Here is a 13,248-nt window from a genome sequence, read left to right as displayed (position 1 = left end):
ATTGAAATCGAAATATACCCATTGGTACAAGACATTAGTTTTAGGTCACCCTCTACGCGAGGGTGTGGATTGAAATGCCGGAGGCGACAGAGGCCGTGATAATCGCCGGCAGTCACCCTCCACGCGAGGGTGTGGATTGAAATGTATGAATCGGCCCGGCTGGTGCAAAACATCTCCGTCACCCTCCACGCGAGGGTGTGGATTGAAATGTATGAATCGGCCCGGCTGGTGCAAAACATCTCCGTCACCCTCCGTGTGAGGGTGTGGATTGAAAGTTATGGTACTGGCGGTTATACGGCCTTTTTTTGGTATCGCCCTTCGTACGAAGATAGTTCCTGTATTTTCGTATGTATCATAACTGCGATTTGTATATTTTATAGTATACAAAATATATACTTGTTACGTATACAAGGGAATATATGCGATTGGGTCAGGAAAATATTTCCTGTATAAATACAAAAAAAGCCTATGGTAATAAGAGAAAGTATGGTATTATTAAAATCATACAAATGTATTTATAGGAGGGATTTTTTATGGAATTGCTTAGGAATTGGAAGGTGCACCTATTTGCGTTCATTATCATCATTATTGCTGAACTGATAGGCGTTCATTCTTTCGGTCTCGTCGTATTTTTACCGCTGCTGTATGCACTGGTAATGGGCGGCATCCTCAGTTATCCGTCTCTTGGAGTCATGAATGAAAAAATGATGGATGTAGCCGGCAAGGTCATGCCGATTGCCATGCTGGTGCTGATCGTAAAGATTGGTCTCGGCATCGGGCCGAACCTGCACATGCTGCTGAATTCCGGCTGGGCATTGATCATGCAGGAATTAGGTCACTTCTTCGGCACGATTGTCTTCGGTCTTCCCATGGCCCTGGCCTTAAAGATGGGCCGCGAAGCTATCGGCGCCTGCTATTCTATTGACCGCGAACCGAACGTAGCGATTATTGCTGAAAAATACGGTATCTTTTCTCCTGAAGGCCGCGGCGTTATGGGCATGTACATCTGCGGCACCTTGTTCGGCGCGCTGTGGATTTCTATTCTGAGCGGCATTATCGCCCGGACGGGATTTTTCCATCCCTATGCCCTGGCGATGGGCGGCGGCATCGGCAGCGCCAGCATGATGGCCGCGTCTATCGGCTCTCTGGTCGCCGTATTCCCGGAAGAAGCGCAGCGCATCCAGGCCTATGCCGGCGCGGCAAACCTCATGACGACCATTTTGGGCATTTACTTCGCCCTGTTCATTTCCCTGCCCGTTACGGTTAAGGTATACGAGCTGGTTACGGGCGATAAACGGTCTAAAAATGCTCCTGTCGAAGCGGTTCAGGAAGAAAACGTCGTCGCCGACGCCGTTCCCAAGGCTGCGGAAAAGCAGAGCTTTGGCGACATGATGCGCGACACGATCATCATTTTAGTATTAACTGGTATTTTCTGCACCGTCGGCAACTGCGTCGGCTTCGGCGGCACTCTTGCCGATTCGGCTATCAGCTCTATCGTCTTTGTCGTCCTGTCCCTCATCGGCGTGCTGCTGGCCCATGTTCCCGGCCTGAATAAGCTGCCTATCGTGTTCTGGGCCTCTATCATCGCCGTCATCGTGTCGATTCCCGGATTCCCCGGCGAAGCCTGGATTACCCAGACGACGGGCAAGTTCAGCGTACTGGCTGCGACGACGCCGATCCTGGCCTATGCCGGCTTGTCGCTGGGCAAGGATATTCCGGCCTTTAAGCGCCTGTCCTGGCGTATCGTTCCCGTAGCGCTTATGGTCGCGACCGGCTCGTTCCTCGGCGCGACGATTATGGCGGAAATCGTCCTTCATCTGGAAGGCATATTCTAAGCAAGCAAATCTTATGAAAAAAGGTGTGTATAAATGACAAAAGAAGAATTAAAGAAAGCAGTGTGCGAAGCCATTGAAAAGCGTTTCGACGACATAAAGGCCTTCGGCGAATCTATCTTCGCCGAACCGGAATTGGGATATAAGGAATATAAGACGTCGGCCAAGGTAAAGGAAGCCTTCGATAAATTGGGCATTTCCTATACGGACGGCTGGGGCATCAACGGCGTAAAAGGCCGCATGAAGGGGACGAAATCGGACCGTACCGTCGCCGTCTTCGGCGAGCTGGACGCCCTAGTCTGCCGCAATCATCCCGGCGCCGACGAAACGACGGGAGCGGCGCACTGCTGCGGCCACTACGTGCAGATGGCCAACCTGATGGCCGTCGCCATGGCCCTGCACGATACGGACGCCATGAAATATTTGGGCGGCGACGTCGTTTTATTCGCCGTGCCTGCTGAAGAATGCATTGAAATCGAATACAGGAATTCCCTGCGGAATAAGGGAAAAATTCATTTCCTCGGCGGCAAGGAAGAAATTATTTACCAAGGCGGCTTCGACGATATCGACGCGGCGATGCAGATGCACGTCACGACGACGGACGACCCGCAAGGCGAAATACAGCTTGGAAGTCCCTGCGACGGCTTTATCAGCAAGCTCGTCGAATACCATGGCAAGGCAGCGCACGCCGCGGCGGCTCCTCACGACGGCATCAACGCCCTGAACGCGGCCATGTTGGGCCTCATGGGCGTCAACGCCCTGCGCGAGACCTTCCGCGAAGAAGATTACGTCCGCTTCCATCCCATCATCACCAGCGGCGGCGACTTGGTAAACGTCGTTCCCGATCACGTGCGGATGGAAAGCTACGTCCGCGCCGCCTCTGTCGAGGCCATTAAGGAATATAACGCCAGCGTCGACCGGGCCCTGCAGGCCGGGGCGCTGGCCGTCGGCGCGACCTGTGAAATCCAGAATCTGCCGGGCTACCTGCCCATGCGTCAGGATAAAAAACTGACGAAGCTGCTGGAAGAAAACTGCCAGTCCATCTTCGGCGCAGAGCACATCCGCTATACGCCTCAGGATACGGGCAGCACCGATATGGGCGACGTATCGCACCTCATGCCGATTATCCATCCCTGGGTCGGCTGCGTCCACGGCGCGCTGCACAGCGTGGATTTCACCCTCTTTGAAGAAAAGACGGCGTACACGAAGACGCCCCAGGCGCTGGCCTGCGTCCTCATCGACTTGCTTTACGGCGACGCCCAGGGCATCGAAGACCTGCTGGACGGCTACAAGCCCCTCATGACGAAGGAAGAATATCTGGAGTACATGGCGTCCATAAAATAACGGCGTTTTTAAACGAAAGGTAATCGGGCCGTAACGATATACGGAATTGTCTGACGAAACAGGCCGTCGATGGCCGCGGTACAAATGCGCGCGGCAAGGCGGCCTGTTTTTTGCTGCAGGAAATCGATGCTGGTACCTGTATGACATATAAATCATGAGCATACTGGTCATATAAAAATGATACGGTAAAGTTATCAGACTCCATTGACAAGAAAGGAAAATAGTATAAACTTATACAAAAATAAAAGTGTTCATATAATGGAACAGGACGAACGACGGCGCCATGAAATAGGGGATATCGTCTTCCTTGGCTTCGTTGTCTATGGAGAAAGAAGGAAGTTTCAGTGGAAATCAGTCTGATATTACTAAAGGAAACGGTAAAGCTGTTTCTCATCATGCTCATGGGCTTCGCCCTGATACGGACGGGCAAGCTGCGCAGCTCCGACGGCAAGGCCTTGTCCGTCCTGCTGGTCTATCTCATTTTGCCGTGCGTCATCATTCATTCCTTTCAGGTAGAGCCGAGCGAGGCCGTGCGCAGGGGGCTGCTCTTCGCCTTTTGTGCCGCCGTCGCCGTTCACGCCTTGTTCATCCTCCTCACGGCGGCCTTCCGTCCCCTTTTCAGCCTGAAGGCTGTCGAGCAAATGGCCTTGATTTATACCAATGCGGGCATACTGGTATTTCCCCTGGTTACGGCTCTGCTGGGGACGGAGTATCTCATTTATCCCTGTGCCTACGCCGTAGTCCAGCTGATACTGCTATGGACGCACGGCTCCTGCCTTCTCTGCGGGCGAGGGGAAATCCATATCCGCAGCATCGTCTGCAACATCAATATCTTGGCCATATGCTTCGGTGCAGCCCTCTTTCTGCTGCATATTTCCCTGCCTCCCCTCATAGACCAGACTATGGGCAGCGTCGGCTCCATGATCGGCCCCGTCGGTATGCTCATTACGGGCATGGCCATTGCCGACTGCGATTTAAAGGAAATCTTCGGCAAGCTTCGTGCCTATCTGCCCGTAGGCCTTCGGCTGGTCGTATATCCTGTCGTCCTGGCCGGCGTCCTGGCTCTTTTGGGTGCGGCGTCCTTCATCGATGACGGAAAGAATATTCTCATGACGATATTTTTAGCGTCTATTACGCCGACGGCGGCCATCGTCACGTCTATGGCCTCCTTATACGACAAGGACCCGGTGTATTCGGCCGAGCTGTGCGTCTTATCGACGATATTGTCTATCCTTACGATGCCGGCCCTCTTATTCGTATTTGACAAATTGATATAAAGACTTGCCATCGCGGCGAAAGGCCCTCCGTCCATGAAGACGGGGGGCCTTTCGTTCATTAAGGTGATTTAGTTGAATATGGGAATCATAGGAGAGAATGCGAAGTTATTGGTCGTCGACGTTGATGATCTTCGACGGGTTGAGGATGTTGTTGGGGTCGAGGGCCTTCTTGATGGCGCAGATCATCTTGTATTCGCCGGGAGGCGTGCAGCGCTTGAAGTCGTGGAGCTTCTTGTAGCCGATGCCGTGTTCGCCGGACATCTTGCCGCCTAAGGCGTATACTTCGTCGAACAGGTCTTTATGGAAGCCTTCCATCTTTTCCATCCATTCGATAGGAGACAGCTTGTCGACGTTCAGCGGCAGGACGTGGATGTTGCCGTCGCCGATATGGGCCGACGTTACGCTGTAAATGCCGTGTTTTTCTTCCAGCCCCGGAATCTTGGAGGTGATTTCGGCGATGTGTTCGAGAGGAACGACGAAGTCTTCGGCGACGAACATGATGTCGATGTCGCGGGCCGCTTCGGCGAATTGACGGCGGCATCCCCAGATGCGGTCGTCAGCCTGGATGACGTCGACGGCGCCCATGGCGTCGCACAAATCGCTCAGTTTTTCCATCTTCTTATCCAGTTCGTCTTCGTCGAACGTTTCTACCGTAATGATGACGTAGCAGCAGCCTTCGTCGACGTGGGGCAGGGACACCTTGCAGAACTTGCTGCACATGGACAGGGCTTTGTTGTCCATGTATTCGATGCTCGTCGGTTCGATGCCGGCCTTGAGGATCTTGTTGGGCAGGGCGAACCCCTTTTCATCTTCCTTGAAGATGGCGACGAGGTCGAATTTATACGGCGGCAGAGGACGGAGCTTCAGCGTGACTTCCGTTACGATGCCCAGGGTGCCTTCGGAGCCGCAGATGAGCTGTTCCAGGCAGTAGCCTGTGGAGCATTTCTGCAGGCGCGCGCCGACGTCGACGATGTCGCCTGTCGGCGTGACGACCTTCATGCCGTAAATCTGGTTGCGCGTCGTGCCGTATTTGACGGCCTTGTTGCCGCCGGCGTTGGTCGCGACGTTGCCGCCGATCTGGCAGCTGTCGGCGCTGCAGGGGTCGCCGGCGTAGAGCAGGCCGTATTCGTTGACCGTCTTTTGGATGACGCTGGTGCGGACGCCGGTCTGGACGACGGCGTACATGTTGTCCGTATCAATTTTCAGGATTTTGTCCATGCGGTCCAGTTCCATGACCATGCCGCCGTGGACGGGGATAGCGCCGCAGGCGACGCCGGAGCCAGCTGCGCGGGGCGTAATCGGCACGAGGTATTTATTGGCGAGCTTTACGACTTCCGCTACTTGTTCCGTCGTTTCGGGGAAGACGACGACTTCCGGCGTGTGGAACCAATAGGAGTTACCTTCTTCGTCCGTTTTGTAGACGTCTAATTTTTCCGGGTCGACAGTGACGCCCTTTTCGCCTAATACGCTTTTCAGTTCCTGTACTAATTCGTCCGTTACTTTGTTGAATGTTGACATACGATGACACGCTCCTTCTGCAAGTGATTAAAAATAAACAGGATATTCTGATATTGCCTTATTCTTCGGCAGTCCGATTGCCCCAGAGAGAGGCGATAAACGAGCAGAATACCGTCGTAAAGACGACGCCGATGGCTCCGGGAATGGCGGCCAGGGGATCGAAGTACGTAATGCCCAGCGTTACGGCCAACGCCGTGTTCTGCACGCCGATGACGAAGGTCATGGCTTTGCCCTTAGCCTGGGGCATGCGCAGGATGCGGGATACGGAAAAGCCGACGATCAGGCCGATGACGGTGTAGAGGATCATGGCGACGGCGGCCATCAGGGCCACGGTCTGCAGCCGTTCGACGTTCAGGGCCACGACGACGAGGATGATGCCCAGCAGGGCCAGCACTGTAAATAAGGGGACGATCTTTTGAATGACCGGCATCTGCTTTTTGCAGACCTTATTGACGATAAGCCCTAAGACGATGGGAATGATGATAATCTGAATAATGCTGATGAATAATCCCACGGCGTCGATGTCTACGTACTGCTTTACGTAAAACAGGAGCAGCACGGGCATGATAAATGGCGCTACGATGGTGCTGATGCTGGAAATGGTGACGGACAAGGCCTTATCGCCCTTTGCCAGGAAGGTCATGACGTTGGATGACGTACCCGTAGGACAGCAGCCGAGGAGGACGAAGCCGACGAGGAGCATCGGCGAGAGGTTGAGGAAGGTGCCGATGCCGAGCCCGACGAGGGGCATAAAGACGTACAAGGTGACGACGCCGATGATGACGTCCTTCGGTCGGGAGAAGATGAGCTTAAAGTCGTTGGGTGACATGGACAGGCCCATGCTGAGCATGATAATGCCTAAAAAATAGGAAATCCAGCTGCCGTAAGGCTTCAGCGGCTCGGGAAAGAAATAGGCAAATACGGCGCAGAGGATGACCCACAACGTGACGTATTTGGTAAAAAAGGAAACAAATTTTAATAAACCAGCCATGACCTAAACACCTCCGCTTGTAAAAGAATCTGCTTTGTGTAATTGGCTTTGATAAAACGGAACACGTTCCATTTATAACATGTTTTAAATGCATATTATAAATGCGTTTTAGTTAATTGTAGAATATCCTATCCTTCCGAATGTGTCAAAATTTGTACAAACGGCTGGGAAAAGGGTGAAATTATTCAGCTTAAGGCCATAAAATGACTGGAATGTTAAACAAAAAATAAAAGCATTGCCGTAAATTTAATTACAGACAATGCTTTTGACTTTTGAAATATGATATTTATAAACTGTTTATATGAAATAATTTAAGGAAGTGGGTGTTGAAGAAGCTCAGGTGACGGCGCAGGATGGATTCGGCCAGCTGGCGGTCGTGCAGGGCTAGGACGTCGCAGATGACCAGGTGATCCGTTTCGATGATGTCGTAATACCCTTCGGGCGGATTGTAAATCATATAGCTGCGGTAGCGGAACAGCTTGAACTTGATTTGCTCGTACAGGTCGGATAATAAAGGCGAATCGGCGAGCATGACGAGCTTTAAGTGGAATTGGTATTCCAAATCCATGATCGTCCGCGACAGGACGTCCCGGGGCGTTTCGTCTACGCGGCAGCATATGTCGTTCATTTGGCGGGCCAAGCCGCGCAGTTCTTCCAACTGCCTATCCGTCGCGGCGACGGCGGCCCGGCCGGCGGCGTACGATTCCAAAAGGAAACACAGCTCCTTTAAATCGGTGTATTCCTTGATGGAGAAGCCCGTCACGCTGTACTTATGGGATTTTTTGACGTAGCCCTCCTTTTCCAAACGGCTCAGGGCGTATTTCATGGGCGAACGGCTGATGCCCAGCTGTTTGGCCACGGCGTTTTCGTTAATCCAGCTGCCGGGAGGGATGCGGAAGCATACGATTTCCTGAAGCAAAATCGTGTAGGTAATGTCGTTCAGCGACATGAACGGGTTTTGTTGCTGGAGTAATTCTATCGACATCTTGTCCATCCGGGTACCTCCTGTCCAGAGCCATTGTACAGCTTTATTATAGCAGGACTTCCGGCAATGTGTAGGGACGGGGACTTTCAAAATCTGCAAGGAGCGCCGCGCCGGCCCGGACGGGGAGACACGGCGCGGCAGACGGCTTATGGCCGGCAGTTTCGGGATAGATGAAGATTTTTAATGTGAATTTGTAATGGTAAATATGTTTTTTTATTATTTATAAAATTCATGATACGATGTACAATATAAATAAATGATATAGCTCCTTCGGGAGAGGGGAAGGCAGGTTAAGTATGGACATCAAGAGATATTTAGCCAGGGAAGGCGAAAAAATTGATTTGAGCAAGTTTTCTACAGTCTGCGACGTCGACATAGATAAGGAAAAGGTCAAGACGGAGCTCATGCCCCAGGCCATTGAAGAAATGAAGCAGTGGCAGGAAAAGCTGTTTGCCGAAGGCCAGTACGGCATTTTGATCGTGCTGCAGGCCATGGATGCGGCCGGCAAGGACGGCACGATCAAGCACGTGTTCGCCCGCCTGAACCCGGCGGCGGTCCACGTTCACAGCTTCAAGCAGCCCAGCACGGAAGAAAAGGAACACGACTACATGTGGCGCGTCAACAAGGCCCTGCCCAGCCGCGGCGAAATCGGCATATTCAACCGCTCTCACTACGAGGACGTCGTCATAGCACGCATTCACAACTTGATTGAAAGCGACGGCCTGCCGGAAGAGCTGATCAGCGACGGCATCTGGAAGAAGCGGTACCGCCAGATTTGCGACTGGGAAAAATACCTGACGGAAAATGGGTTCCCGGTCATCAAGATTTTTCTCCACGTGTCGAAGGCCGAGCAGAAAAAGCGCCTCATCGACCGCATCGTGACTAAGCAGAAGAACTGGAAGTTTTCCATGTCCGACATCGAGGAACGGCAGTACTGGAACCGCTATCAGAAGGTGTACAGCGAGGTCATCTCGGCGACGACGAAGAGCTACGCGCCGTGGTACGTCGTGCCGGCGGACAACAAGTGGTACACGCGGTACGTCGTGGCCCAGATCGTCCTGAAATCGCTGCGGGAGATCAATCCTGATTTCCCCAAGCTGTCGGCGGAGGTAGAAAGCCAGCTGGAGCAGTTCCGCAAGATTTTGAAAAACATCGACATTGAAGACTTGAAATCCATCAAGGAAAGCATGAAATAGAAGTCTTTGACATAGGGATATATGTCATGCTATAGTAAATGAAATTACATATTGCAGGTCAGGTGTCGCAGACTTAATAGAGAAGACCGGTGCAATGCCGGCGCGGTCCCGCCGCTGTAAGGATGAGCTATGCTGCATGATGTCACTGTGCCCTATAGGCATGGGAAGGCGCAGCGGAGCGATGAATCCGAGCCAGAAGAACTGCCTGACTGATAATCACCGACAGACCTGCGAGCGATGGGGATGGAGATTGACTGCGCAGATAGTTGCGCTATAGCTGTGCCGCACGGGATTCGTGCGGCATTTTATATATGCCTATGCGTTAGGTGGTGACGGCAGTATGTAATCATTAACGGACATAGGAGTGATAGTATGAAGAAGGAACGATGGAAGAAGGTTTTGACAATGGCAGTACTTGGGATTTCAATCGGCGCGGCAGGAGCTTTTCCGGCGGGTGCGGCAGGAGGATATACGCTGAATCCGGAAGTAAAGAGCGCGACGCCGGCCCTGAAGCGGGCGGCGGAAATCGGCGTCCGGTCGTACGACAACCCGGCCATGAAGGAGGCGGAAAATAAAGACGCTATCCTCGTATTGAGCTTCGGCACGACGTACGCGGAAAACAGGGCGGCGACGATCGATAAGACCGTAGCGGAAATTCAGGCCGCCCATCCCGATACGAAGGTCGTCTTGGCCTTTACGTCCCACATCATTATCGACCGCATTCAAAAAAACGAAGGCCTGCGGATTCCTACGCCGGAGCAGGCTCTGGAACAGCTGAAGGCCGAAGGCTATACGCGCGTCGCCGTGACGACGCTCAACGTCATTCCCGGCATAGAGTACGATTACAACGCCGCCTTGTTCGATATGTACAAGGGTCAGTTTAAAAAGATGACCTTGGGCACGCCCGTCCTGTACTGGATGGGCCAGGAAAACCAGCGCGACGACGTGGCCGAATTCGTGCAGGCCATAGCGACGCAGTTCCCGCCGTTAGGCGAGACCGACGCCGTCCTGGTCATGGCCCACGGCACGCCGCATCCGGCCAACGCCTATTATTCCGTCCTGCAGAGCCGCTTTGACGCGGCCTGCCTGGGGAAGGTCTTCGTCTATTCCGTCGAAGGCTGGCCCCACCTCGATACGGTCATTCCGATGCTGAAGGCTAAGGGAATCGAGCATGTGACCATCATGCCCATGATGGTCGTCGCCGGCGACCACGCCAACAACGACATGGCCGGCAGTGAGGAAGATTCCCACAAGAGCATCTTGGAAAGAGCCGGCTTTGCCGTCACGCCGTATATTCACGGTCTGGGCGAAAACGAAGCCGTCCGGCAGTTGTTCGTGGAGCGGGCAAATGAAGCCTGGGCTGTGCTGGAAAGAAATACAAAATAAAGATTCATTTATATATGCAAATACGGCATTGGGTCTGTATCCCAATGCCGTATTTGCATGTATATATCGTTATTTCAAGGATAAGGTCCGCTCGATGAGGGGCTTGTACTGGTCGTATTTTTGGTTCAGCTGCTCCAGCGTATACTGATGGTATACATTCAGGTCCTTTAAGCCCTGGAAATACTTGAGGAAGATAGAGTGGAGCCGGCGGTTGACGATGAGGTAAAAGGGGCTGGCCTGATTGTGGATGTATTTCTTATTCTTTTTCAGGAAGCCCGTCTTATAGTTGGAGTAGAAGGACACGTTTTCACCCTTGTACGTCGAATCGCCGCCGAAGGAGGGCAGCACGCCGATGACGATGTGCGGGTTGACCTGCATCGTTTCCAGTACGGTCTGAATGTGTTCCTTCCGTTCTTCCGCCGTCAGGGAGTATTCCACGTCGGTCAGGTAGATGTACCCCGTTTCTAAATACCGCATGAGGGACGACGTCGTCGTAATGAATTCGATTTCCGCGGCGTTTACGATTTCTTCCCACGTGACGCAGAGGCGCTGGACCGAGAAGGCCTGCTCCGGCGACACTTGGCGGATAATACTTTCAAAGACTTCGTGAGGCAGCAGGAATTCGAAGCCGTTCGTCAGGAAGAAGAAAAAGCTGTTCGCTGCGTAGAATGCCGTGCGGTAACCCATTTCGTCCATGCCGAGAGAGCTGCTGACGGAAATGAGAGGCTCCTTTTCCGTGCCTGTAAAGCTGAATTTTTCATAAATGTCCCAAACCGTCGATTCGTCGAAGATGTACGTGCACATGGTGAACCGGGGCGGATTGTTGGACATGGCGTACTGGACGGCGAAGGCGCCGCGCAGGATGATGAGGTTGGCGTTTTGAATGTCGCAGAAGTCGTAGAAGACGAAATCGAAGTCCAAAAAGCGGTTGATCATCTTATACAGCTGCTGCACGTATTCAGGGTTCTGCTCCAGCTTGTCCATGTCCAGTCCCACGCGGATGGTTAGCTTCACCGAGTCCAGCTGAATCGAATCGAAGTATTTCCAAAAACCGGCCTGGTACAAGGTGCAGAATTCGCCGAGGATGAGGAGCTCGCCGTCGTTTTCGAGGTTCTGGACGCCCTTTTGCAGCAGGTCGGCCAGAAAGGCCGACGTGTCGTGATGGCCCGTAATGACCTGAATGGACGGACGGTTTTCCTTTACCTTTGTCGCGTGGTTCTGGTGCAGCGTCGAACGGTAGGCGGCGCAGAGATATTGACTGATTTCAAATCCCAAATCCTTAACTTCACAGGAAATGGGAAATGTTTTATAAAATTTTTCTTCTTTTTTCTGTTTTACGATTAACTCGGCAAAATAATTGCCCATTTCTTCGTTGATGCGTTCTACATACCGGGACGAAGGCAACTTTGTGCCGTTGCTCCACTTATTGACGTACGATACGTCGTAGCCTACGATGTCGGCGAGGGAAATAAACTTTGCCTGCGTAAACGTAATCAGCCTTTTTAACGTAGATGCGTAGCCGTCTGAAATCATCGTGGAATCCCTCCTCTTTCGTCTATTTGCCCAAAAATGCAAAAAATGGCCGATGCCCGTCTGAATAATGTATCATCATTATAGCACAGCATATATTAGGTGGCAAAAGGATTTCATAAAGGAAGAAAAAAAGTCAAAAAGAAGGCAAAGGAATGTTATAGACTGGAAATGCGTGCTAAATTATGCAAAACCGTCCTGTTTCATTTCGCCGGGAAAGTTTGTATACTTAAGGCACAAAGTCAAGCGGAAGCAAAACGCTGCTCGGCCAATTTATTATTTCTCCCAAGGAGGTTTATTCAAAATGGCTTATCAGAATATTGAATTTACAAAAGAAGACGGCATTGGTATCTTGACGATTAATCGTCCGAAGGCTCTCAACGCCTTGAATACAGAAACGGTTACGGAACTGGGCGACTGCGTTGACAAAATCGCCAACGACCCGGAAGTTAAAGTCCTCATCGTTACCGGCGGCGGCGCTAAATCCTTCGTAGCCGGCGCAGATATCGTCGAAATGTCCACGAAGAACGCCGTACAGGGCCGTACCTTCGGCATTCTCGCTCAGGACGTCTTCACTCGCATCGAAAACCTTCCCCAGCCGGTTATCGCTGCTGTAAACGGCTATGCTCTCGGCGGCGGCTGCGAACTCGCCTGCGCTTGCGATTTCCGCTATGCTTCCGAAAACGCTAAATTCGGTCAGCCCGAAGTCGGCCTCGGCATTACTCCTGGCTTCGGCGGCACGCAGCGTCTTCCCCGTGTCGTTGGCCGCGGCTACGGCAAAGAACTGATCTTCACGGCTCAGATGATCGACGCTCAGGAAGCATACCGCATCGGCCTCGTAAACAAAGTCGTTCCTCAGGAACAGCTCATGGACGAAGTAAAGAAAACGGCTAAGAAGATCGCTTCCAACGCTAAAATCGCCGTACAGCTCGCAAAAGCTGCCGTTAACCGCGGCATCAACTGCGACGTTATCACCGGCATCGCATACGAAGCCGAAGTATTCGGCCTCTGCTTCGCTACGGAAGACCAGAAAGAAGGCATGGCCGCTTTCGTTGAAAAACGCAAAGCAAACTTCACAGACAAATAATAGACTGTCTGCCTGACCTGCATCGGTTAAAAAAGGCGTCATGTATTGTGACGCCTTTCTTAATAAAGCATAGTATGTATTAGGAAATATTTTTAGGAGGAA

Annotated in this window: 10 protein-coding genes, 1 CRISPR repeat array and 1 riboswitch (1 of these 12 running past the window's edge); of the genes, 6 read left to right on the top strand and 4 right to left on the bottom strand. The window is 52.2% G+C overall.

The window, feature by feature from the left end; all coding sequences use genetic code 11:
• Positions 1–275: direct repeats of the CRISPR family, unit length 32 nt; unit sequence GTCACCCTCTACGCGAGGGTGTGGATTGAAAT (it extends 3,213 nt beyond the left edge of the window).
• 258 nt (positions 276–533) lie between these two features.
• The 3 genes from E0L13_RS04705 to E0L13_RS04695 all read left to right on the top strand — a co-directional run bounded on the left by E0L13_RS04705 (position 534) and on the right by E0L13_RS04695 (position 4,453).
• The gene (locus E0L13_RS04705) at positions 534–1,835 is read left to right on the top strand and encodes a DUF3100 domain-containing protein (RefSeq protein WP_087478721.1); all 1,302 of its coding nucleotides are present in this window, start codon (positions 534–536) and stop codon (positions 1,833–1,835) included.
• Between the two features lie 33 nt (positions 1,836–1,868).
• Positions 1,869–3,176: an amidohydrolase gene (locus E0L13_RS04700; RefSeq protein ID WP_095629592.1), complete on the top strand. Its 1,308-nt coding sequence runs from the start codon at positions 1,869–1,871 to the stop codon at positions 3,174–3,176.
• Positions 3,177–3,520: 344 nt separating this feature from the next.
• On the top strand, positions 3,521–4,453 hold the full coding sequence (locus E0L13_RS04695) for an AEC family transporter (protein WP_168060691.1): 933 nt from the start codon (positions 3,521–3,523) through the stop codon (positions 4,451–4,453).
• Positions 4,454–4,558: 105 nt separating this feature from the next.
• Here E0L13_RS04695 and E0L13_RS04690 read toward each other — a convergent pair whose 3' ends face one another.
• The 3 genes from E0L13_RS04690 to E0L13_RS04680 all read right to left on the bottom strand — a co-directional run bounded on the left by E0L13_RS04690 (position 4,559) and on the right by E0L13_RS04680 (position 7,956).
• Positions 4,559–5,971, bottom strand: a complete 1,413-nt coding sequence (locus E0L13_RS04690) for an FAD-binding oxidoreductase (protein ID WP_087478724.1) — start codon at positions 5,969–5,971, stop codon at positions 4,559–4,561.
• A 58-nt stretch (positions 5,972–6,029) separates the two neighbouring features.
• Complete coding sequence (locus E0L13_RS04685; RefSeq protein ID WP_095629589.1) at positions 6,030–6,962, bottom strand: bile acid:sodium symporter family protein; 933 nt, start codon at positions 6,960–6,962, stop codon at positions 6,030–6,032.
• Between the two features lie 286 nt (positions 6,963–7,248).
• Positions 7,249–7,956, bottom strand: a complete 708-nt coding sequence (locus tag E0L13_RS04680; protein ID WP_168060689.1) for a GntR family transcriptional regulator — start codon at positions 7,954–7,956, stop codon at positions 7,249–7,251.
• Positions 7,957–8,243: 287 nt separating this feature from the next.
• Here E0L13_RS04680 and E0L13_RS04675 point away from each other — a divergent pair, with 287 nt between their 5' ends.
• A complete protein-coding gene (locus E0L13_RS04675; RefSeq protein WP_168060687.1) occupies positions 8,244–9,143 on the top strand; it encodes a PPK2 family polyphosphate kinase in 900 nt (299 codons plus the stop codon).
• 43 nt (positions 9,144–9,186) lie between these two features.
• A riboswitch (cobalamin riboswitch) is annotated at positions 9,187–9,367 on the top strand.
• A 148-nt stretch (positions 9,368–9,515) separates the two neighbouring features.
• The gene (locus tag E0L13_RS04670; RefSeq protein WP_168060685.1) at positions 9,516–10,529 is read left to right on the top strand and encodes a sirohydrochlorin cobaltochelatase; all 1,014 of its coding nucleotides are present in this window, start codon (positions 9,516–9,518) and stop codon (positions 10,527–10,529) included.
• 69 nt (positions 10,530–10,598) lie between these two features.
• Here the strand turns inward: E0L13_RS04670 and E0L13_RS04665 are convergent, their stop codons facing one another.
• Complete coding sequence (locus E0L13_RS04665; RefSeq protein ID WP_168060683.1) at positions 10,599–12,062, bottom strand: hypothetical protein; 1,464 nt, start codon at positions 12,060–12,062, stop codon at positions 10,599–10,601.
• 301 nt (positions 12,063–12,363) lie between these two features.
• On the opposite strand from E0L13_RS04665, the gene E0L13_RS04660 reads away from it, so the two are divergent.
• Complete coding sequence (locus E0L13_RS04660) at positions 12,364–13,146, top strand: short-chain-enoyl-CoA hydratase (RefSeq protein WP_168060681.1); 783 nt, start codon at positions 12,364–12,366, stop codon at positions 13,144–13,146.
• The last annotated feature ends 102 nt before the right edge of the window (positions 13,147–13,248 follow it).

This window comes from Megasphaera sp. SW808 (genome assembly GCF_012027795.1).
GTDB lineage: Bacteria > Bacillota > Negativicutes > Veillonellales > Megasphaeraceae > Megasphaera > Megasphaera stantonii.
The sequence above is the reverse complement of the archived record's forward strand: the minus strand, read 5'-3'. Positions and strand labels throughout refer to the sequence as shown.

Bases quoted from the DNA above. Each gene is read 5' to 3' on its own strand.
- E0L13_RS04680 (WP_168060689.1), bottom strand. From the start codon at position 7,956: ATGGACAAGATGTCGATAGAATTACTCCAGCAACAAAACCCGTTCATG.
- E0L13_RS04665 (WP_168060683.1), bottom strand. From the start codon at position 12,062: ATGATTTCAGACGGCTACGCATCTACGTTAAAAAGGCTGATTACGTTT.
- E0L13_RS04700 (WP_095629592.1), top strand. From the start codon at position 1,869: ATGACAAAAGAAGAATTAAAGAAAGCAGTGTGCGAAGCCATTGAAAAG.
- E0L13_RS04705 (WP_087478721.1), top strand. From the start codon at position 534: ATGGAATTGCTTAGGAATTGGAAGGTGCACCTATTTGCGTTCATTATC.
- E0L13_RS04675 (WP_168060687.1), top strand. From the start codon at position 8,244: ATGGACATCAAGAGATATTTAGCCAGGGAAGGCGAAAAAATTGATTTG.
- E0L13_RS04660 (WP_168060681.1), top strand. From the start codon at position 12,364: ATGGCTTATCAGAATATTGAATTTACAAAAGAAGACGGCATTGGTATC.
- E0L13_RS04685 (WP_095629589.1), bottom strand. From the start codon at position 6,962: ATGGCTGGTTTATTAAAATTTGTTTCCTTTTTTACCAAATACGTCACG.
- E0L13_RS04690 (WP_087478724.1), bottom strand. From the start codon at position 5,971: ATGTCAACATTCAACAAAGTAACGGACGAATTAGTACAGGAACTGAAA.
- E0L13_RS04670 (WP_168060685.1), top strand. From the start codon at position 9,516: ATGAAGAAGGAACGATGGAAGAAGGTTTTGACAATGGCAGTACTTGGG.